Origin of the sequence: Collinsella sp. AF29-7AC, from assembly GCF_003475665.1 — a bacterium.
In the GTDB taxonomy this organism is placed as follows: Bacteria; Actinomycetota; Coriobacteriia; order Coriobacteriales; family Coriobacteriaceae; genus Collinsella.
This window is the reverse complement of the sequence record NZ_QRQX01000015.1, coordinates 17,808-36,304: the sequence shown is the minus strand read 5'-3', so window position 1 is coordinate 36,304 and position 18,497 is coordinate 17,808. Positions and strand designations below refer to the sequence as shown.

The 18,497-nt window shown below is 61.8% G+C and carries 17 protein-coding genes; 15 read left to right on the top strand and 2 right to left on the bottom strand.

The features are described 5' to 3' along the window. The first annotated feature begins 104 nt into the window (after positions 1–104). Entirely contained in the window at positions 105–1,463 is a 1,359-nt protein-coding gene (nhaA, locus tag DWZ15_RS07670; protein WP_118450290.1) for a Na+/H+ antiporter NhaA, read from the top strand. An 86-nt stretch (positions 1,464–1,549) separates the two neighbouring features. On the opposite strand, the gene DWZ15_RS07665 is transcribed toward nhaA, so the two are convergent. Continuing rightward, complete coding sequence (locus tag DWZ15_RS07665; protein WP_022093864.1) at positions 1,550–1,804, bottom strand: hypothetical protein; 255 nt, start codon at positions 1,802–1,804, stop codon at positions 1,550–1,552. Between the two features lie 150 nt (positions 1,805–1,954). Here DWZ15_RS07665 and DWZ15_RS07660 point away from each other — a divergent pair, with 150 nt between their 5' ends. From DWZ15_RS07660 to DWZ15_RS07630, 7 genes are all read left to right on the top strand, one after another. Further along, a complete protein-coding gene (locus DWZ15_RS07660) occupies positions 1,955–3,259 on the top strand; it encodes an aminotransferase class I/II-fold pyridoxal phosphate-dependent enzyme (RefSeq protein WP_118450288.1) in 1,305 nt (434 codons plus the stop codon). Positions 3,260–3,325: 66 nt separating this feature from the next. Next, positions 3,326–3,640 carry an STAS domain-containing protein gene (locus DWZ15_RS07655; protein WP_089572422.1) on the top strand — a complete coding sequence of 105 codons (315 nt, stop codon included), beginning with the start codon at positions 3,326–3,328 and terminating at the stop codon, positions 3,638–3,640. A 153-nt stretch (positions 3,641–3,793) separates the two neighbouring features. Beyond that, a complete protein-coding gene (locus DWZ15_RS07650) occupies positions 3,794–4,366 on the top strand; it encodes a twin-arginine translocase TatA/TatE family subunit (RefSeq protein ID WP_158566546.1) in 573 nt (190 codons plus the stop codon). Further along, a complete protein-coding gene (gene tatC / locus DWZ15_RS07645) occupies positions 4,366–5,157 on the top strand; it encodes a twin-arginine translocase subunit TatC (RefSeq protein ID WP_055285525.1) in 792 nt (263 codons plus the stop codon). Before DWZ15_RS07650 ends, tatC begins: the two co-directional genes overlap by 1 nt. A gap of 6 nt (positions 5,158–5,163) precedes the next feature. Further along, entirely contained in the window at positions 5,164–5,520 is a 357-nt protein-coding gene (hypA, locus tag DWZ15_RS07640) for a hydrogenase maturation nickel metallochaperone HypA (protein ID WP_118256865.1), read from the top strand. 55 nt (positions 5,521–5,575) lie between these two features. Continuing rightward, entirely contained in the window at positions 5,576–6,259 is a 684-nt protein-coding gene (gene hypB, locus DWZ15_RS07635) for a hydrogenase nickel incorporation protein HypB (protein WP_118450286.1), read from the top strand. Positions 6,260–6,313: 54 nt separating this feature from the next. Further along, positions 6,314–8,887 carry a DNA topoisomerase I gene (locus DWZ15_RS07630; RefSeq protein ID WP_118450284.1) on the top strand — a complete coding sequence of 858 codons (2,574 nt, stop codon included), beginning with the start codon at positions 6,314–6,316 and terminating at the stop codon, positions 8,885–8,887. A 142-nt stretch (positions 8,888–9,029) separates the two neighbouring features. Here DWZ15_RS07630 and DWZ15_RS07625 read toward each other — a convergent pair whose 3' ends face one another. Further along, a complete protein-coding gene (locus DWZ15_RS07625; RefSeq protein WP_118450282.1) occupies positions 9,030–10,013 on the bottom strand; it encodes a zinc-ribbon domain-containing protein in 984 nt (327 codons plus the stop codon). Between the two features lie 240 nt (positions 10,014–10,253). Between DWZ15_RS07625 and tmk the strand changes: the two genes are divergently transcribed. The 7 genes from tmk to hpf all read left to right on the top strand — a co-directional run bounded on the left by tmk (position 10,254) and on the right by hpf (position 18,431). Further along, positions 10,254–10,937 carry a dTMP kinase gene (gene tmk, locus DWZ15_RS07620; protein ID WP_118450280.1) on the top strand — a complete coding sequence of 228 codons (684 nt, stop codon included), beginning with the start codon at positions 10,254–10,256 and terminating at the stop codon, positions 10,935–10,937. 1 nt (position 10,938) lies between these two features. Continuing rightward, positions 10,939–12,066 carry an ATP-binding protein gene (locus tag DWZ15_RS07615; protein WP_118450278.1) on the top strand — a complete coding sequence of 376 codons (1,128 nt, stop codon included), beginning with the start codon at positions 10,939–10,941 and terminating at the stop codon, positions 12,064–12,066. Beyond that, complete coding sequence (locus DWZ15_RS07610) at positions 12,057–13,757, top strand: regulatory iron-sulfur-containing complex subunit RicT (protein ID WP_118450276.1); 1,701 nt, start codon at positions 12,057–12,059, stop codon at positions 13,755–13,757. The genes DWZ15_RS07615 and DWZ15_RS07610 overlap by 10 nt, the downstream gene beginning before the upstream one ends. 102 nt (positions 13,758–13,859) lie before the next feature. Then, on the top strand, positions 13,860–14,666 hold the full coding sequence (locus DWZ15_RS07605; RefSeq protein WP_233544674.1) for a double zinc ribbon domain-containing protein: 807 nt from the start codon (positions 13,860–13,862) through the stop codon (positions 14,664–14,666). A gap of 10 nt (positions 14,667–14,676) precedes the next feature. Continuing rightward, entirely contained in the window at positions 14,677–15,786 is a 1,110-nt protein-coding gene (locus DWZ15_RS07600) for a hypothetical protein (RefSeq protein WP_117629900.1), read from the top strand. A gap of 732 nt (positions 15,787–16,518) precedes the next feature. Further along, positions 16,519–17,529 carry an ABC transporter substrate-binding protein gene (locus tag DWZ15_RS07595; RefSeq protein WP_233544680.1) on the top strand — a complete coding sequence of 337 codons (1,011 nt, stop codon included), beginning with the start codon at positions 16,519–16,521 and terminating at the stop codon, positions 17,527–17,529. Between the two features lie 317 nt (positions 17,530–17,846). Continuing rightward, positions 17,847–18,431, top strand: a complete 585-nt coding sequence (hpf, locus tag DWZ15_RS07590) for a ribosome hibernation-promoting factor, HPF/YfiA family (protein WP_035137685.1) — start codon at positions 17,847–17,849, stop codon at positions 18,429–18,431. Positions 18,432–18,497: the final 66 nt, after the last annotated feature.

Genomic DNA, 18,497 nt, shown 5'->3' with positions numbered 1-18,497 from the left:
GCAGGGTAGGCTAGATGCAAGCGTAATACGTTAGAGCGCGGCGCCGCCACTTGGGCGGGCCGTGCTTTTTTAAGACGGGAGCCATCCCGTGAAAGGAGCCGCCCATGGCAGCACCCGAGCAGCTGTTCAACGTTCGTGAGCGCAAGCGCTTTGAACGTCACGACATTTGGGAGCGCATCGCCGAGAACGGCACGATTTCCGCCGCCGTCATGGTCATCGCCGCCATCGCCGCCGTCATCTGCGCCAATACCGATGCCTACGAGGCCATCCATCACTTTTTGGAGACCCCGCTGTATGTGGGTCTGGGGCATTTGACGGCTGGCCTCACCGTTGAGCTTTTCGTCAACGACTTCCTCATGGCGATTTTCTTTTTGTTGGTGGGCATTGAGCTTAAGTACGAGATGACGGTCGGCGAGCTCAAGAATCCGCGTCAGGCCATGCTTCCCATGCTGGCGGCCGTGGGCGGCGTCGTCGTTCCCGCCTGCATCTACCTGATTTTTAACCATGCCGGCGCCCGCAACGGTTGGGCCATCCCCATGGCAACCGATATTGCCTTTGCGCTGGGCGTGCTGTCGCTTTTGGGCAATCGCGTGCCCAACGGCGTGCGCGTGTTCTTCTCGACGCTCGCCATCGCCGACGACCTCATCTCCATCGCCGCTATCGCCATCTTCTACGGTCAGAGCCCCAATCCGTTTTGGTTGGGCGCCGCCGCGCTTGTGACCTGCGCGCTTGTGTGGCTCAACAAGACGCAGCATTACCGCCTTGCCCCGTATTCGGTACTGGGTCTGCTGTTGTGGTTCTGCATGTTCAAGAGCGGCGTGCACGCTACGCTTGCCGGCGTCATCCTGGCCTTCACCATTCCGGCCAAGTGCGGCGTCAAGCTCGATAGTCTCACCGATTGGCTGGGCGAGTGCCTGCCGCTGCTCGATGACCGCTACGACGACGAGGCGCACATCCTGGGCCAGCATGACTTTACCGTCTCGACCACCAAGGTCGAGCGCGTCATGCACCGCGTGACCCCGCCGCTCATCCGCATGGAGCGTCTGATCTCCACGCCGGTCAACTTTGTGATCCTGCCGATCTTTGCGTTCGTGAACGCACAGGTTCGCCTAGTGGGCGTGGACATGAGCACGCTGCTCACCGACCCGGTGACGCTCGGCGTGTACTTTGGCATGCTGCTGGGCAAGCCGATCGGTATCTTTGGCATGACGTTTGCCCTGGTTAAGCTTAGGGCCTGCGAGCTGCCGCGCAATGTCAACTGGCACATGATTGCCGGTGTGGGCATTCTGGGCGGTATCGGCTTTACCATGTCGATTCTCATCAGCGGCCTTGCCTTCCCGACGGCCCAGTTTGAGGTTCTGGCTGCCAAGGCCGCCATTCTTGCCGGTTCGGTCACCGCTGCCGTGCTCGGCATGATTTACATGAGCGTGGTCTGCAAGCATCCCGCGTCCAAGGACGAGTAAGGGCACATACAAGTTTGAAAACGCCGCCTGTGAACACCATCACAGGCGGCGTTTTAGTCATTGGGGACGTTCTTAAATGACTAGGCTTATTCCACCGTTCCGTAGACGGCGCCCCAGCCGTGGGCGGCCAAGGCGGAGTTGAGCTGGTCGCAAAGTGACTGGCGGTCGTAGTAGCCGGGCGGCAAAAGATTCACGATCTCCATGAGGTCGGGCGCCAGGTCCAAGATTTCGGCCTGTACGATCAGATCCAGGCGGTCGATGGCGTGGCGGTCGTAAAACAGTCCGTCGACCAGGCGCTGCAAGTCGCCGAATTCCTCGGCCTGAAACGATCCGTACTCCATAGTGCCTCCTTGGGCGCCCCACGCCGGCATGCGCGGCGATTCGTAATTGATTGCGATGAACTTAATCTATCACGGCTTCATAACGTTGCGACGATGGCGGTCTATACTTAGACGAACTGCAACGTACCGCTTCGCGAAAGGTCGCACCCCATGCAGACGATCTACCAGAAGATGGAAACCACCGAACTCGATGCCGCCATCGAGGCGCTTAAAGCCGAGGTTGCCGAGGTCAAGGCCAAGGGCCTGGCGCTCGACATGGCGCGCGGCAAGCCGTCGCCCTCCCAGGTGAACATTTCTCGCCCCATGCTCGATATCCTCAATGCCGATGCCGATCTGCACGACGGCAATGTCGACTGCTCCAACTACGGTTGCTTCGAGGGCATTCCCTCGGCACGCAAGCTGGCGGGGGAGTTCCTGGGTTGCCCTGCCGAGCAGACGCTCGTACTGGGCTCGTCGAGCCTGCTGATTGAGCATGACATCGCCGGCATGTTCTGGCGCTGTGGCTCGTGCGGCAGCGAGCCCTGGGACGCCTACGAGGCCGCGCACGACGGCAAGAAGGTCAAGTTCCTGTGCCCCGTTCCCGGCTACGATCGCCACTTTGGCATCACCGCCGACTTGGGCATCGAGAACGTCCCCGTCGCGATGACCGACAACGGCCCCGACATGGACGAGGTTGAGCGCCTGGTTGCCGCCGACGATTCCATCAAGGGCATCTGGTGCGTGCCCAAGTATTCCAACCCCACGGGCATCACCTTTAGCGAGGACACTGTGCGCCGCCTGGTCGAGATGCCCACGGCCGCGCCCGATTTCCGCATCTTTTGGGACAACGCTTACTGCGTGCACGACCTGTACGACGAGACCGACGAGCTCGCAAATATCTTTGACCTCGCTCGCGCGGCGGGCACCGAGGATCGCGTGGTGGCCTTTGCCTCGACGTCCAAGATCACCTTCCCGGGCGCCGGCATCGGCTTTATTGGTGCGAGCCCCGCGGTTATCGCCGAGTTCTCCAAGCGCCTGAAGGCCGGCCTCATCAGCGCCGACAAGCTCAACCAGCTGCGTCACGTGCGTTTCCTTCCCACCATCGAGGCGGTCAAGGAGCACATGAAAAAGCATGCCGAGTTCCTGCGCCCGCGCTTTGAGGCCGTTGAGCGTAAACTCACCGAGGGCTTGGGCAACACGGGTTGCGCCACTTGGACTCATCCCCATGGCGGCTACTTTGTGAGTTTCGATGGCCCCGAGGGCTCGGCCCAGAAGGTCGCCGCGCTTTGTGCCGACCTGGGCGTCAAGCTCACGCCGGCTGGTGCCACCTGGCCTTATGGCAAGGATCCGCGCGACACCAACATCCGCATCGCGCCGAGCTATCCCACGGTCGAGGACCTGGAGGCTGCGCTCGATGTGCTGGTGCTGGCTGTCAAGCTCGTCGCTGCCGAGCTTGCGCGTGCCGAGCGCGCCTAACGCGTAGGGCCCCGCAAGTCCGCGCCTAGTACTATCCGCACTTTCGATACGTAAAGGAGCGTATACATGGATTTGGGTATTTCCACCAACCCCACGCCAGAGCTCTACACCATTAAGGTGACCGGTGAGATCGATATCTCTAACGCCGATAGCCTGCGCAATGCCATCGACCTGGCGCTCGAGCAGCCCACTGAGGCCGTTGAGCTCGATTTTGCCCAGGTGAGCTACATCGATTCGACGGGCATTGGCGTGCTTGTGGGTGCCGCACACCACGCAGCTGATCATGGTAAGCGTTTTAGCTGCGTCAACGTGCAGCCCCCGGTGATGCGCGTGGTTCAGCTGTTGGGCGTCGACCAGGAGATTTCGATCACCGCTGCATAATCTTTGCCCCCAAAAGGGCGTGCCGTTTGGCATATGTTTGTGATGCGCTCGGACGTTTTGGCGTCCGGGCGCTATACTTGACCGAATGAATAGACGAGTTCCGGCCGAATGGCGCGGTGCGGGCTCGACTCACATCGAGCCTTGGAGGTATGTGTGTTTGGTATTGGAGAGGGTGAGCTCGCGATCATCGTGGTCTTCGGCTTTTTGCTGTTTGGCCCGGATAAGCTCCCGCAGATGGGCCGCACGATCGGCCGTGCCATCCGTCAGTTCCGCGAGACGCAGGAAAAGATGACGGCCGTTGTTCAGTCCGAGATTATCGATCCGGTGAGCGAGGCCGCGTCGGCCCCGGTCAAGCCCAAGAAGACTGCTGCGACCGACGACGATTCCGATGTGGACGAGGATGCCGCCGAGACGGCAGCGCCCGCCAAGAAGGAGACCTTTGCCGAGCGTCGCGCCCGTCTTGCTGCCGAGAAGGCCGCAAGCGAGGGTGCTGCTGAGGGCGAAGGCGCTGTTGATGAGGCCGAGGGTACAGAGCCTGCTGCTGCCGTCGAGCCCGAGCCTGCTGCAGAGCCCGAGCCCGAGCCGGCAGAGCCCACGACGGCTGACCTCTACGCCCGTCGTCCCCGCAAGCGCAAGGCCGTCGTCGACCAGCTCGCTCGCGAGCTCGAGGTCGAGGACGATGCCGAGGCTGCTGCCGCCGACGCCCCGAAGGGAGGCGATGAGTAATGCCGATCGGACCTGCGCGCATGCCGCTCTTCGATCACCTGGGAGAGCTCCGTCGCCGCCTGACCATCGTGGTCGTTTCGGTGTTTGCCGCCGCCATCGTGCTGTACTTTGCCACGCCCGTGGTGCTCGATATTCTTGAGGACCCCATCCGCTCCTTTGTGCCGGACGGTAAGTTTTACATCACCACCACGCTCGGCGGCTTTGGCCTGCGCTTCTCGCTTGCCATCAAGATGGCCGTGGTCATGTGCACGCCCATGATCATCTGGCAGATTCTGGCATTTTTCCTGCCGGCACTGCGCCCCAACGAGCGCAAGTGGGTTGTGCCCACGGTGCTCGCCTCGACGGTGCTGTTCTTCCTGGGTGCCATCTTCTGCTACTTCATCATCATCCCGGCGGGCTTTGAGTGGCTCATCGGCGAGACCTCGGCTGTCGCTACGGCGTTGCCCGATCTGGAGAACTACGTCAACATGGAGCTGCTCTTTATGATCGGCTTTGGTGTGGCGTTTGAGCTGCCGCTCATCATCTTCTACCTGTCCGTTTTCCACATCGTGTCCTATGCGGCCTTCCGCAGCGCCTGGCGCTACGTGTACGTAGGCCTGCTCGTGGGTTCGGCTGTGATTACGCCCGACGGCTCGCCCGTTACGCTGGGTCTCATGTATGGCGCCCTGCTCTCGCTCTACGAGATTTCGCTCGCCATCGCTCGCGTGGTCATTACCGCGCGCGAGGGCAAGGAGGGCCTGTTCGTGAGCCGTCTGGACCTGTTCTCGGACGACGAGGACGACGAGGAGTAAATCGGTATGCACGAGGTTGGCATTGTCAACGGCATGCTCGATACAGTGATTCGCGCGGCGCGTGGGGCGGGGGCCTCGCGCGCCGTTTTGGTAACGCTGCGTATCGGGGATATGACCGAAGTTGTGCGCGAGGCGCTCGACTTTGCGTGGGAGACGTTTCGCGACGAGGACCCGCTCACGCGCGGCTGCGAGCTTGCCGTGGAGGAGGTCCATCCACAAAGCGAGTGTCTAGACTGCGGCGAGGTTTTCGACCACGATCGCTTCCACTGTCGCTGTCCTCAGTGTGGTGGTGCCAACGTGCGCCTACTGCACGGCCGCGAGCTCGATATCGCAAGTATCGAAATCGAAACCCCCGACGATTAGCCCGCTAGCCATCTGGTGATGGGGTATAAAGGGGCCAAAGTAAGGAGCGCTAAGTATGGGCGAGAAAACGATTGATATTGCATCGCCGATTCTGTCGCGCAACGAGCGCCTGGCAGATCAGCTGCGTCAGCGATTTAATGAGACAAACACCTACGTGATCAATGTGCTGTCGAGCCCCGGCTCGGGCAAGACCACCACGATTCTGGGCACCAACGAGCGCCTGCGTGACAAAGCCGGCCTACGCTGTGCCGTCATCGAGGGCGATATCGCCTCGGACGTCGACGCCATCACCATGAAGGAAGCCGGCATGCCCGCCATTCAGATCAACACGGGCGGCCTGTGCCACCTCGAGGGCAACATGATCATGGAGGCCGTCGATGCCTTCGACCAGGCCGTCGGTCTGGAGAACATCGACGTCATCTTTATCGAAAACGTGGGCAACCTGGTCTGCCCGGTCGACTTTGACCTGGGCGAGAACCTGTCCATCATGATTCTCTCGGTGCCCGAGGGCGACGACAAGCCCATCAAGTACCCGGGCATCTTCCAACACGCCGGCGCGCAGCTGCTCAACAAGGTCGACGTGGCTCCGGCTTTCGATTTTGACATGGATAGGTATACTAAGACACTCGATGACCTCAATCCGCAGGCGCCGCGGTTTGCCGTGAGCGCGCGCAAGGGCGAGGGCATGGATGCCTGGTGCGATTGGCTCATCGGGCAGATTGAGCAAGCAAGGGCGTAAGTCGGCCGCCATACGGGCGGGCGTAGCCGCAGAGACACGAGATAGGAGCCTCTTTTGAAGCTCATCATCGCAGAGAAAAACGACGCCGCGCGTCAGATTGCCGAGCGTCTGTCCACGGGCAAACCCAAAAAGGACAAGGTGTACAACACCGCCATCTACCGTTTTGAGTGGAAGGGCGAGGAGTGCGTGACCATCGGCCTTGCCGGTCACATCCTTGCGCCCGATTTTTGCGACAGCGTGCTGTTCGATAAAAAGCTGGGCTGGTATTCGGTCACCGAGGACGGCGAGATGCTGCCGGCCGATATGCCCGATGGCCTGGCACGTCCGCCCTACGACACCAAGCGCAAGCCGTTTCTTGCCGATGGTATCTCCATCAAGGGCTGGAAGCTCGAGAGCCTGCCTTACCTCACCTGGGCGCCCGTCATTAAGCTGCCGGCCGAGAAGGAGCTCATCCGCTCGCTCAAGAACCTTGCCAAGAAGTCCGACAGCGTCATTATCGCCACGGACTTCGACCGCGAGGGCGAACTGATCGGTTCGGACGCCCTCAACAAAGTGCGCGAGGTTGCGCCTGACTTGCCGGTCGCCCGCGCCCAGTATTCTTCGTTTACCAAGGCCGAGATTACGCAGGCCTTCGATAATCTTGTCTCGCTCGACCAGAATCTGGCCGACGCCGGCGAGAGCCGCCAGCACATCGATCTCATTTGGGGCGCGGTGCTCACGCGCTACCTGACGCTCGCCAAGTTTGGCGGCTTTGGCAACGTGCGCTCCGCCGGCCGCGTGCAGACGCCGACGCTCGCTCTGGTGGTCGAGCGCGAACGCGAACGCATGGCGTTTGTGCCCGAGGACTATTGGCAGATTCGCGGCATGGGTGCCGCTCAGGGTGCTGCCGAGGATGACCGCTTTAAGATTGCGCACAAGACGGCGCGCTTTACCGACAAGGATGCTGCTGAGACGGCGTACGGTCACGTTGACGGCGCTACGACGGCAACCGTCGCCGCGGTGACCAAGCGCTCGCGTAAGCAGCAGCCGCCCACGCCGTTTGCGACGACCTCGCTGCAGGCTGCCGCCGCGGCCGAGGGCATCTCACCTGCGCGTACCATGCGCATCGCCGAGTCCCTCTACATGGCCGGTCTCATCAGCTACCCGCGTGTCGACAACACCGTGTATCCCGCGACGCTCGATCTGGGCGCCGTGGTGAGCGACCTGGCAAAGATCAACCCGGCGCTGGCGCCCGTGTGCAAAAAGGTGCTCGCCGGCCCCATGAAGCCCACGCGCGGCAAGGTCGAGACCACCGACCACCCGCCTATCTACCCCACGGGCGAGGGCGATCCGTCCACGCTCGATGGCGGCCAGCGCAAGCTCTACGACCTCATCGCCCGTCGCTTCCTGGCAACGCTCATGGGTCCCGCGACTATCGAGAACACCAAGCTCGAGCTCGATGTGAACGGTGAGCCGTTCGTGGCCTCGGGCGACGTGCTCGTGACCCCGGGTTTCCGCGAGGCGTACCCGTACGGTCTTAAGCGCGATGAGCAGATGCCGCCGCTTGAGCAGGGCGACACGGTCGACGTGTTCGACATTAAGCTTGAGGCCAAGCAGACCGAGCCGCCCGCGCGCTACAGCCAGGGCAAGCTCGTGCAGGAGATGGAAAAGCGCGGCCTGGGCACCAAGTCCACGCGCGCGAGCATCATCGAGCGCCTGTATGCCGTGCGCTACCTCAAAAACGATCCCGTTGAGCCGAGCCAGCTGGGCATCGCCATCATCGACGCGCTGTCGCAGTTTGCTCCGCGCATCACGAGCCCCGATATGACCAGCGAGCTCGACGGCGACATGACCCGCGTGGAGCGCGGCGAGGACACCGAAGAGCATGTCGTGACGCACTCGCGCGCGCTGCTGGCCGGCGTGCTCGACGAGCTGCTCAAGCATACGCAGGAGCTGGGCGACGCCATCAGCGACGCCGTCACGGCCGATGCGCGCGTGGGCGCCTGCCCCAAGTGCGGCAAGGACCTGGTTATGAAGACGAGCGCCAAGACCCGCGGCAGCTTTATCGGCTGCATGGGTTGGCCCGACTGCGACGTGACCTATCCGGTGCCGAGTGGCGTCAAGGTGAGCCCGCTCGAGGGCGAGGCCGCCGTGTGCCCCGAGTGCGGCGCGCCGCGCATCAAGTGCCAGCCATTCCGCCAGAAGGCCTTCGAGATCTGCGTGAACCCCACGTGCCCCACCAACTACGAGCCCGATCTTAAGGTGGGCGAGTGCAAGGTGTGTGCCGAGGCCGGACGTCACGGCGACCTGATCGCGCACAAGAGCGAGAAGAGCGGCAAGCGCTTTATCCGCTGCACCAACTACGATGACTGCGGTGTGAGCTATCCGCTGCCGGCGCGCGGCAAGCTCGAGGCGACGGGCGAGACCTGCCCCGAGTGCGGCGCCCCCATCGTGGTGGTCAACACGGCGCGCGGTCCGTGGCGTATCTGCGTCAACATGGACTGCCCGACCAAGGAGAAGAAGCCCGCCCGCGGTCGCAAGACCACAACCAAGGCGAGCACGGCAAAGAAGACGACGGCTAAGAAAGCCACTGCCGCCAAGAAGTCGACCACCAAGAAGACGACGGCCAAGAAGGCCGCCGACAAGTAACGGCGCAGTCGAAACATTGCCCAAAAAAACGAGCGAGGACCCCGCGATCCTCGCTCGTTTTTTTGACCGGCAGTTAGGGACGTTCTTTTTCTGCCGGCAGTTTAGGAACGTCCCTAACTGCCGGCTCGGGAACGACAAAGCGCTAGTTCACCTCGACAGGCTTGGCGCCGGGATAACGCTCCTCAAAGTCTAGGCGGTACTTATTGTCATTGGTGCCCGCCGCGTTGTCGCGCGACAGCGGCGCCACGATCTCATTCTTGTGGTCCGCAGGCTTGGCGTATTTCAGACTGATCTCCCAGGCATCACAGATTGCGTCAATGCGGTGATCCAGGTCGTCGTACAGGGCGATGATGTCCTTCCAGGAGCTGTAGTTTTTGGAGCTCGTCGGGACGTCCAGGTCCTCGACGATGTCGTAATACTGCTCGATGGTGTCCTCCGTGCGCTCGGCGACGTCGGCGAGATTTTGACGGGTGGTTCGATCCTCTTCCAGATAGTTGCCGTTGAAGTTCTGCGCGCAGCCACGGACCTGGCTGTCGAGATCTTCGAGCAGGTCGTAGTATTCGCTCAGGCGACGGTAGAGGTTCTGCTCAGAGAGCGTTGCTTCGCCGCCATCCTCGTCGTCATCGTCATCATCGTCGTACAGGCTGTTGGGATCGCCGAGAGGCTTTAGGTCATCGTCGTCGACGTCATGGTGCAGCTTAGCTACCTCGGCAGTCGTCTGCGTGGCGGCGTTGTCGAACGGTCTGATCGCAAAGAAGATGACCAGGGCGATGATGATCGCCACCAGCACAACGATAACGGCGATAAGCGGCCCGGTGCCGCTCTTTTTGGGAGCGGGGGTCTGTGGCGAAGCGGGCGCGTATGCGGGAGCCGGCTGCTGTTGGGGCGAGCCGCTCGCGACGGGTATGCGCTGCGTGGTCTCGACGGCCTCGGTCCTTGCGGCGGGGTCGGGGCTATAGGCGAGGGGGTCGTCCGCCTTGGCTTGCGGCGTATCAAGGGAGCCGGTCTGCTCAAAAGCGGGCTGGCTATCGCTCGCGGCTGTTTGCTCAACGGGTGCACCGCACGAGGTGCAGAACTTGGCATTATCTTCAAGAAGCTTGCCGCACGAGGCGCAATACCGAGACATTGCCACTCCTTTCGCCACATTTCAATGCAATACGACGATTATACCCAGCATCCAAAATTCCCCATCATACGTTGCGGTGAAATAGGGACTGTTTGGCGGTCTCAGAGCTTCAATCAGTCCCTATTTCACCGCAACTTTGGAAAGGCACCTTTAGCCATTGGGGACGCGCCGAGCACTGGGGTATCATGGCTTGGTTGCTGTAACTCGCATTTACGCGCCTTGTAGGAAGGGGCTGCGCCCATGGCTTTTGAGCCTGCTCAACATAGCTTTATCACGCTCGAGGGCGTCGACGGTGCCGGCAAGTCCACGCAGGCGCGCCTGCTTGCCCGCGCGCTCGAGCTCGCTGGCCACCAGGTTGTGAGCCTGCGCGAACCGGGCGGCACCGCCATCAGCGAAAAGATCCGCGCCCTGCTGCTCGACCCCGCCAATATGGCGATGGGCGACACCTGCGAGTTGCTGCTCTACGAGGCTGCGCGTGCCCAGCTGGTGCACGAGGTCATAGCCCCCGCCCTTGCGGCCGGCAAGGTGGTCCTGTGCGATCGCTTCTACGATTCCACGACCTGCTACCAGGCGTTTGCCGATGGCCTCGACCGCCAGATGGTGCGCGACGCCAACAACCTGGCCGTCGCGGGAACGCACCCGGCGCTCACACTCGTCTACCACATCACGCCCGAGCAGGCGGCGCTACGCATGGCAGCCCGTGGCGCGGCAGATCGCATGGAGGCTAAGGGCATAGCATTCCAGGAGCGTGTGTACCAGGGATTTTGTGCCATTGCTGCCGAGGAGCCAAACCGCGTAAAGCTCATCGACGCCACTACGACCGTCGAGGAAGTTTTCGAGAAGACGGTCGAGCAGGTTCGCGCGTACGGTCTCGATATCCCCCAGGATGCTGTCGCCGCCGCGCTTGCCAAGGAGGCCGAGTAACATGGCCCCCGCTCAGGCAAGCCTGCTGGCCAAGCTCGACACCCAAGAGCGCGTGCGCGACTTTTTGACCAATGCCGTCGCCAGCGGCCGTGCATCGCACGCCTACCTGTTTTTGGGCGCCCCCGGCGCGGGCAAGCTCGATGCCGCGTGGGCGCTCGCCCAAGCCTTCCTGTGCGAGCAGGACGGCTGCGGCGCATGCGACAGTTGCGTGCGCGTCTCTCGGCATACGCATCCCGACGTGCACTATTACACGCCCGAGAGCGCCACGGGCTACCTTATTGCCCAGACCCGCGAGCTGCTCGATGACGTGCCGCTGGCACCCATTCGCGCCAAGGCCAAGGTCTACATCATCGACCGTGCCGAGCAACTGCGCGCCAACACCGCCAACGCACTGCTCAAAACACTCGAGGAGCCGCCCGAGGGCGTTATGTTTATCTTGCTGGGCACCTCGGCAGACGTGATGTTGCCCACCATCGTGAGCCGCTGCCAGTGCGTGCCGTTTCGGCTGGTGTCGCCCGCCGTCGCCGCGCAGGCCGTGAGCCGCGCCACCGGTCAGGATATCGCGCGTTGTCGCATGGCCGTCGCCGTGGCGGGAAGCCCCACGCGTGGCATCGAGTTCCTCAAGAGCGCCGAGCGTCAGGATGCTCGCCGCCAGATGGTTCGCGCCATCGATTCGCTCATCGCCGCCGACGAGGCCGACGTGCTCAGCCGCGCCAAGTCACTCATCGTCGCCGTTAAGGCGCCGCTCGCCGAGGTCAAGTCCACGCAGGAAAAGGTGCTCGAGCAAAATGCCGACTACCTGTCGCGTGGAGCATTGAAGCAGCTTGAGGACCGCAACAAGCGCGAACTCAACGCGCGCGAGCGTTCGGGTATCATGGAAGCGCTGGCGAGCGCGCGGACGCTCATGCGCGACGTGCTGCTGACACTTCAGGACGAGGCAACCGACGTGGTGAACGAGGACGTGCGCGACGCGATCGGTCGGCTTGCCGCCGCGACCAATGTTGCGGGTGCCACCCAGGCGCTCGAGGCGGTTGCGACCGCCGAGCGCAACATCGCCAGAAACGTTACTCCCCAGTTGGCCATCGAGGTCATGCTGTTCGATATCAGGAAGGCACTGAAATGCCGTTAGTCGTACCCGTTAAGTTTACCTACGCCTCGCGCGACCTGTGGTTCGACCCGCAGGATTTGGATATCCTCGAGGCCGATTATGCCATCTGCTCCACCGAGCGCGGAACCGAGATCGGCCTGGTCACGGCCGATCCCTTCGAGGTACCGCAGGACGAGATCGGCCAGCCGCTCAAGCCCGTGCTGCGCGTGGCGAGCGACATCGACCTGCAGCTTGCCGATGATCTGGCCATCCAGGGCGACGAGGCCATGGTCGATTTCCGTCGCCTGGTCAAGGAGCTCGACCTCGAGATGAAGCCGGTCGGCGTGGAGTACCTGTTTGGCGGCGAGAAGGCCGTGTTCTATTTTGCGGCCGAGGAGCGCGTCGATTTTCGTCAGCTCGTCAAGGACCTTTCCTCGACGCTGCACATTCGCGTCGACATGCGCCAGATCGGCGTGCGCGACGAGACCCGCCTGGTGGGCGGCTATGCCCAGTGCGGACAGGAGCTCTGTTGCACGCGCTTTGGCGGACAGTTTGAGCCCGTCTCGATCCGCATGGCAAAAGAGCAGGACCTGCCGCTCAACTCGTCCAAGATCAGCGGCGTGTGCGGCCGCCTGATGTGCTGCCTGCGCTACGAGTTCGAGGCCTACAAGGACTTTAAGAGCCGTGCGCCCAAAAAGAAGACGCTCATCGATACGCCGCTCGGCAAGGCGCGTATTCAGGAATATGACACGCCGCGTGAGCAGCTGGTGCTGCGCCTGGAGAACGGCAAAGTCTTTAAGGTCAACCTGGCCGATATGACCTGCTCGGAGGGCTGCAAGAAGAAGGCTGCCGAGCAGGGCTGCAATTGCCGCCCCGACTGCGTGACGCGCGATGTGCTCGAGCGCATCGAGTCGCCCGAGATGCGCCTGGCGCTCATGGAGCTCGACCGCGAGAACGGCGTCGACGTGGGCGATGGCCTGTCGAACGCTGATCGCCTGGCGGGCATATCGATGCCCAAGCGCCGTCGCCGTGATGCTGATTCCGATGCTCGCGCCGGTCAGAGCCAGGGCGAGGGTCGTGGCCGCGGAAAGGGCCGTGGCAATGCCGCAACGCCTGAGGCCGAGGAGGCCGCCGGTGGCCGTCGTCGTCGCAAGCGCGCAGGCTCGGGCGATGCTGCCGAGGCTGCAGCCGCGGGCAAGAACGCCTCTCGCGAGCGCGAGGCTCAGCAGCCCCAGCAGCAAAACCGCGGCGGTGGCATGAACCCCACGCGCCGTCGCCGTCGTCATCTGTCGAGCGAGGAGCGCGAGGACGCCTTCCGCGCCGCAGCTGCTCGCGAGGCTGGTGCCGCTTCCAAGGGTCCCTCGGCCTCCGATGCGCCTGTCGACAAGGGCGGCAAGTCACGTGGCGAGGAGGAGCGCGCGCCGCGTCCGCGCCGTCGCCATTCCTCGGGCGCGCAACAGAAGCCCTCAGTGCCCTCCGTTGCCGATCAGGTCTCGGATGGCGAGGTCAAGGTCACGCGCCGTCGTCCCGGAGATGGCGGGGGAGCGGCTGCCAAGGCTTCGCGTGGTGCCGCTCGCGACGAGTGCGAGCCGCGCGAAGATCGTGGTGGCGAGGGCTCGGCCGACCAGGGTCAAAAGCGCCGTCGTCGTCGCCGTTCCCGCAAGCCGCGCCAGGATGGTGGCGAGGGCTCGACCCCGTCTTCGTCCGCACCACAACCGCCCGCCGGCGAATAACGCCCGCGAGCGGATTTAGCCCGCCTTGCCCCGAGGGCATCGGGGTATCATAGCGCTGAATCAACAACCCTCCCTGCGACCGAACGTAGGGAGGGTTGTGTCTTGAAGAGCCATCTGAACAAATTGAGCCGTCTGCAGGGTGCCGGCGCCCTACCGTTTGCGGACGAATTGCTGCCGTTTGCCGAGCGGGCGGCACGCGAGGCACTCGAGGCATTGTCGCCAACACGATGTGCCGGCTGCGAGCGCGCCGGTGCGCTTATTTGCCAAGACTGCCTGGCCGCGCTCACGCTCATCGACCCACGTCATAGCTGTACCCGATGCGGCGCCCCGTTTGGGGATTTGCTGTGCACTGAGTGTTCGGTCGAGGGCACGTCCTCGGCAATGGCGGAGACGCTCGACCGCTGCCTGGCGTGCTCCGTCTATGCGCATCCGCTGCCGCGCATCATTAAAGCGTACAAGGACGCGGGCGAGCGACGCCTGGCGCCGTATCTGGCGGAGCTGCTCTACGACACCGCCCTGCATGCCCAGGTCGTAGCGCCCGAACGCTTAGGAGGTGTGCTGTCCGGTGCGGATGCGGTGGTGTTTGTGCCTGCGACGGCGGCAGCGTTTCGGCGGCGTGGTTTTGATCATATGGAGGCTATTGCGCGCCCATTTTGCGAGCTGTCGGGTGTTCCCCTGCTCGATGCTCTCGTCAAGTACGGGCATGGCGACCAGCGCGAACTCGGTCGTGAGGAGCGCCGCGAGCGTGCCCAAGGCATGTACGAGACGGTTGAGGACGTGCACGGCCGCCGCCTGCTGCTGATCGATGACGTTATCACCACGGGTGCGACGATGTCCGCGGCTTCGGCGGAACTCAAGCGCGCCGGCGCTGCGGCAGTCGATGGCATTGCTATCGCACGTGTTTGGTAGGGGTGGTTTTGTGGCAGTGAAGATTGAGCGGCGCAACGAGCCGACAGGCGAACAGCTAGCGGCTTCCGTAATCCTAACAGGTGCCTCGGCGCTTCGCATGATGCGCGCCGAGCGCCGGCAGATGGGCTATATCAGCTGGAAGGACCTTAATCCCGATGAAGAGCGCCGTGTGCTGCGCACGTCGTCGCCCTCGACCGAGGATATCTATCTTCCTGACTTGGTGCGAATTGGAGCCAAAAGTGGCGAGGTGCAGGAAGATCTGTGCTTGTTGGTGGGATCTGCGGCGCAGCGCCGCCGCATGCCTGGCGTAGGCTGGTCCGTGTGTTCCGGGTTGCCCGCCGGCTCGATTCTAGAGGTGGAACCGGGGGTGTACAGCCTATCTCCCGAGGCCCTTTGTGTTGCCGTTGCGCGTGAGGTCGGCTGCATCCAGGCGTTTGCCCTGGCCCAGGAGCTGTGCTCTAAGATTTCACTGAGCGACCGCGGGAAGTATCTGCCTCCCTACACCTCGCCTGTTACGAATAAACTTGCAAAGGACAAGGACCAGCCAGCAGACGTGGGCTACTTTGAAGTCGAGCCGGTGCTGATGCCCGATCGTCTGGCAGATTACCTTGCGGCATGCAAGGGGAATGTGGCCAAACAGCTGCTGCGTCTGTGTCCCTATCTTTCGGAAAACCTGCTCTCGCCCATGGAGTGCATCATGCTCGCCCTGTTTTCGCTTCCGTTTTCCTATGGCGGGTTTGCCTGCGGACCTTTTAAGACCGACTACAAGATCGAGTTCGATGACCGTGCGCAGGCAATCTCGGGGATGCCCCATGCAGTTTGCGATGCATATCAGGAGGCAGCCCGGTTTGACCTGGAATACAACGGTGAGCTGGGCCATTCCTCTCGGAGGGGACGTATCCATGATGAAAAGCGCAACACGGGCTTGATTACTATGGGAATCGAGGTCGCGACGGTCAACAACGAAATGCTCTGTGACATGGAAGCGATGGAAGCGCTCGCATGGCGCATGCACCAGCGTATGCGAAAGCGGTACCGGAATCGTGTCGATGCCCGCAGGAAGAAGCAAGAGGCGTTGCTTAACACGCTGCGGGCGTGTTTTGGGCTTAAGCCGGTCTAATTCACGTCGAAAATAGGGGGTTAATCATATGCCCTGGCCAAAATATGGCAAATATGAGTACTGTCACTAAATCAGTAACAGCAAAATCAAGGAATTTAGGACTCGGAGGCGTCATAAAGTAAGAAGATAATAAACAAATGTAGAATAACTAAGCATCAGGTTGGCGACACTGAGCGCAAAATCTGTCCGAGAGGCTAAAACTGCCTGTTACTAAATTGGTGACAGTACTCATATTTGCCATTTTTTGGCCACAGCACCCTAGGAAGGGTGCCCCGGAGCTCCCCATAGGGGAGCTCCGGGCTTCACAGGGGCACGAATAGCCCACTCCGACCTGCGAAATCTGTACTCGCGATGCGAATGACGCCCCTAACCTTAAACTTTAGCTTGAACTTAGCTATAATGCGCTACGTTCCTACCAGGCTGTGGTTGCGGACGGACGAAATGCCCGTCCTAGTCCAAGACAGACGCGGTCAAAGGGATCCACGTAAGCGACCGCGTGCGCGCGGCGCGATCATGGCGCGTCCTAGATGTAAGCCGCACCGTCCGTTCTACTTTCTTTGGGGCAATACCGCCTCGCGGGCGAGCGGGCCAGTCGTGAAGGTGGCTGCGGCCTCCCGAGCAAACACCCCGGTGCGCAAGTGTGGGGTCAAATACCAGGTCAGCTGGTGGGAACAACCTGATATTCCGCGCAACGCACGGATCGTATACGACACAGAAGGCAGGGTAGTGGACATGGTGAGGGGCAGCTTGATGCACGCGGCTCGGTTAGGTGCTGGGACCGCAGCGGTCATTGCCGTTTTGGGCCTGAGCGGATGCGCGTTCAACCCGCTGTCTACGTTCACGACTCCCACGATCGACCAGATCGAGTACGAGACCGTCACGCCCACGGTGTCGGACGATGCCCTGGTCACTCCCGGAACCCTGACGGTCGCCCTCGATACCTCCGATGCGCCGCAGGCCATGCAGGGCGCTGACGGCGAGCTCACGGGGTATGCAGTCGACGCTGCCCGCGCCCTCGCAAGCCGCATGGGCCTTAAGGTCGCCTTTGTCGATGCGTCCTCGGCAGGTTCCGCGCTCGGCGACAAAAAGGCTGATATCTTTATCGGCGAGATTAACTCCACGGACGGGGACGTTAGCTCGCTCGGCACCTGCCTGTACGATGCCGCTTCCGTGTTCGGTAAAACCAGCGATGGTGGGTCGCTAAGCGTTTCCACCGATACCCTTAACACGTCTACTCTGGGTGTCCAGATGTCCTCGGCCTCGCAGGAGGCGCTTGCTAAGCAGAGCATCACCGCCAACCAAAAGACCTACTCCAACATCAACGAGTGCTTTGAGGCGCTCGAGTCCGGCGAAGTCGACTATGTGATCTGCGACTCCACGGCCGGCGGCTACCTTGCACGCCTGATGAGCGAGATCTCCTATGTCGGTGCGCTCGAGGCGCCCTCGACGCTTGGTGTTGCGGGCCTCTCGTCCAATGACGAACTGTGTCGTGCCGTGAGCGATGCCCTCGACGGCATCACGGTCGACGGTACGCTCGAGGCGGTCCACTGCGTCTGGTATGGCACGATGCCCTACGACCTCACCACTAAGACAGTATCTGGTGTCAACCTTCAGTCGTCTGGCTCCGCATCCTCCGGCAGCGAGTCCTCCGATTCCAACAGTGAGACCGCATCCTCCGAGGACAAATCGTCCAGCCAGGAAGGCACCATCACCGACGACGACATTAACAAACTTAATAGCTAGTTATTGCTAGGGGTGGTGTCTCCTATACGTTGGAAAGGACGCCTTTTCACGGTTTCAACACGCACTGGCGGGCTTCCCCAATAGGGGAGCCCGGCTTTTTCATCCCTATAAAACCAGCAGGTCAAAGCCAATTTTCGGGGCCAAATACAAAGCCGTCGGCTCCCTTCTATAGCGCACTTTGCCACAGAAAAGTGCGAGACTTCGGTATGCGGTATCAAGCAATCGTTATTCGGGTCTTTAGGAATCCGCGTGATTAAATGCACGGCAATGGGTACATAGCCAGTACAGTAAGTCCCCGAGGCAGATTGGAGCCACGTATGGATATCAAGGTTTCTGGACGCAAGACGACGGTAACCGATGCTCTGCGTGCGCATGTGGATGAGAAGATCGGCGAGGCGCTCAAGGTTTTCGATATCGAGCCCATGACGGTCGACGTTGTACTTCGCTATGAGAAGAACCCCTCGAACCCCAACCCGGCAATCGTCGAGGTTACGGTTCGTGCCCGCGGTTCGGTGATTCGCGTTGCTGAGCACGGTGCAGATATGTACGCCGCCATCGACCTCTCCGCCGATAAGGTCACCCGCCAGCTGCGCAAGTTCAAGACCAAGGTCGTGGACAACCGCCAGGGCGGTGCCAGCGCCGCGGATGTCGCGCCGGTCGAGCGCGTCGAGGATCTGGCCGACCTGCTGCTGCCCGAGGAAGAGGACGACCTGCTCGTCCGCGAGAAGGTTATCGACGTCACCCCGATGACTGAGGAGCAGGCGCTGGTGCAGACCGATCTGCTGGGCCACGACTTCTACGTGTTCGAGAACGCGACGACCGGCCTCATCAATGTGGTGTATCACCGTAAGAATGGTGGATATGGCATCATCAAGCCCCGCATCGAAACACTTGACGAGTAAAATACGTTAACTTGCATGAGTTAACGGTTGGCGGCCATCCCATGCGGGTGGCCGCCTTTTTACGTA

What these genes read in the sequence shown, in the direction of transcription:
- nhaA (WP_118450290.1), top strand. Translation starts at nt 105, where the DNA reads ATGGCAGCACCCGAGCAGCTGTTCAACGTTCGTGAGCGCAAGCGCTTT.
- DWZ15_RS07665 (WP_022093864.1), bottom strand. Translation starts at nt 1,804, where the DNA reads ATGGAGTACGGATCGTTTCAGGCCGAGGAATTCGGCGACTTGCAGCGC.
- DWZ15_RS07660 (WP_118450288.1), top strand. Translation starts at nt 1,955, where the DNA reads ATGCAGACGATCTACCAGAAGATGGAAACCACCGAACTCGATGCCGCC.
- DWZ15_RS07655 (WP_089572422.1), top strand. Translation starts at nt 3,326, where the DNA reads ATGGATTTGGGTATTTCCACCAACCCCACGCCAGAGCTCTACACCATT.
- tatC (WP_055285525.1), top strand. Translation starts at nt 4,366, where the DNA reads ATGCCGATCGGACCTGCGCGCATGCCGCTCTTCGATCACCTGGGAGAG.
- hypA (WP_118256865.1), top strand. Translation starts at nt 5,164, where the DNA reads ATGCACGAGGTTGGCATTGTCAACGGCATGCTCGATACAGTGATTCGC.
- hypB (WP_118450286.1), top strand. Translation starts at nt 5,576, where the DNA reads ATGGGCGAGAAAACGATTGATATTGCATCGCCGATTCTGTCGCGCAAC.
- DWZ15_RS07625 (WP_118450282.1), bottom strand. Translation starts at nt 10,013, where the DNA reads ATGTCTCGGTATTGCGCCTCGTGCGGCAAGCTTCTTGAAGATAATGCC.
- tmk (WP_118450280.1), top strand. Translation starts at nt 10,254, where the DNA reads ATGGCTTTTGAGCCTGCTCAACATAGCTTTATCACGCTCGAGGGCGTC.
- DWZ15_RS07615 (WP_118450278.1), top strand. Translation starts at nt 10,939, where the DNA reads ATGGCCCCCGCTCAGGCAAGCCTGCTGGCCAAGCTCGACACCCAAGAG.
- DWZ15_RS07610 (WP_118450276.1), top strand. Translation starts at nt 12,057, where the DNA reads ATGCCGTTAGTCGTACCCGTTAAGTTTACCTACGCCTCGCGCGACCTG.
- DWZ15_RS07595 (WP_233544680.1), top strand. Translation starts at nt 16,519, where the DNA reads ATGGTGAGGGGCAGCTTGATGCACGCGGCTCGGTTAGGTGCTGGGACC.
- hpf (WP_035137685.1), top strand. Translation starts at nt 17,847, where the DNA reads ATGGATATCAAGGTTTCTGGACGCAAGACGACGGTAACCGATGCTCTG.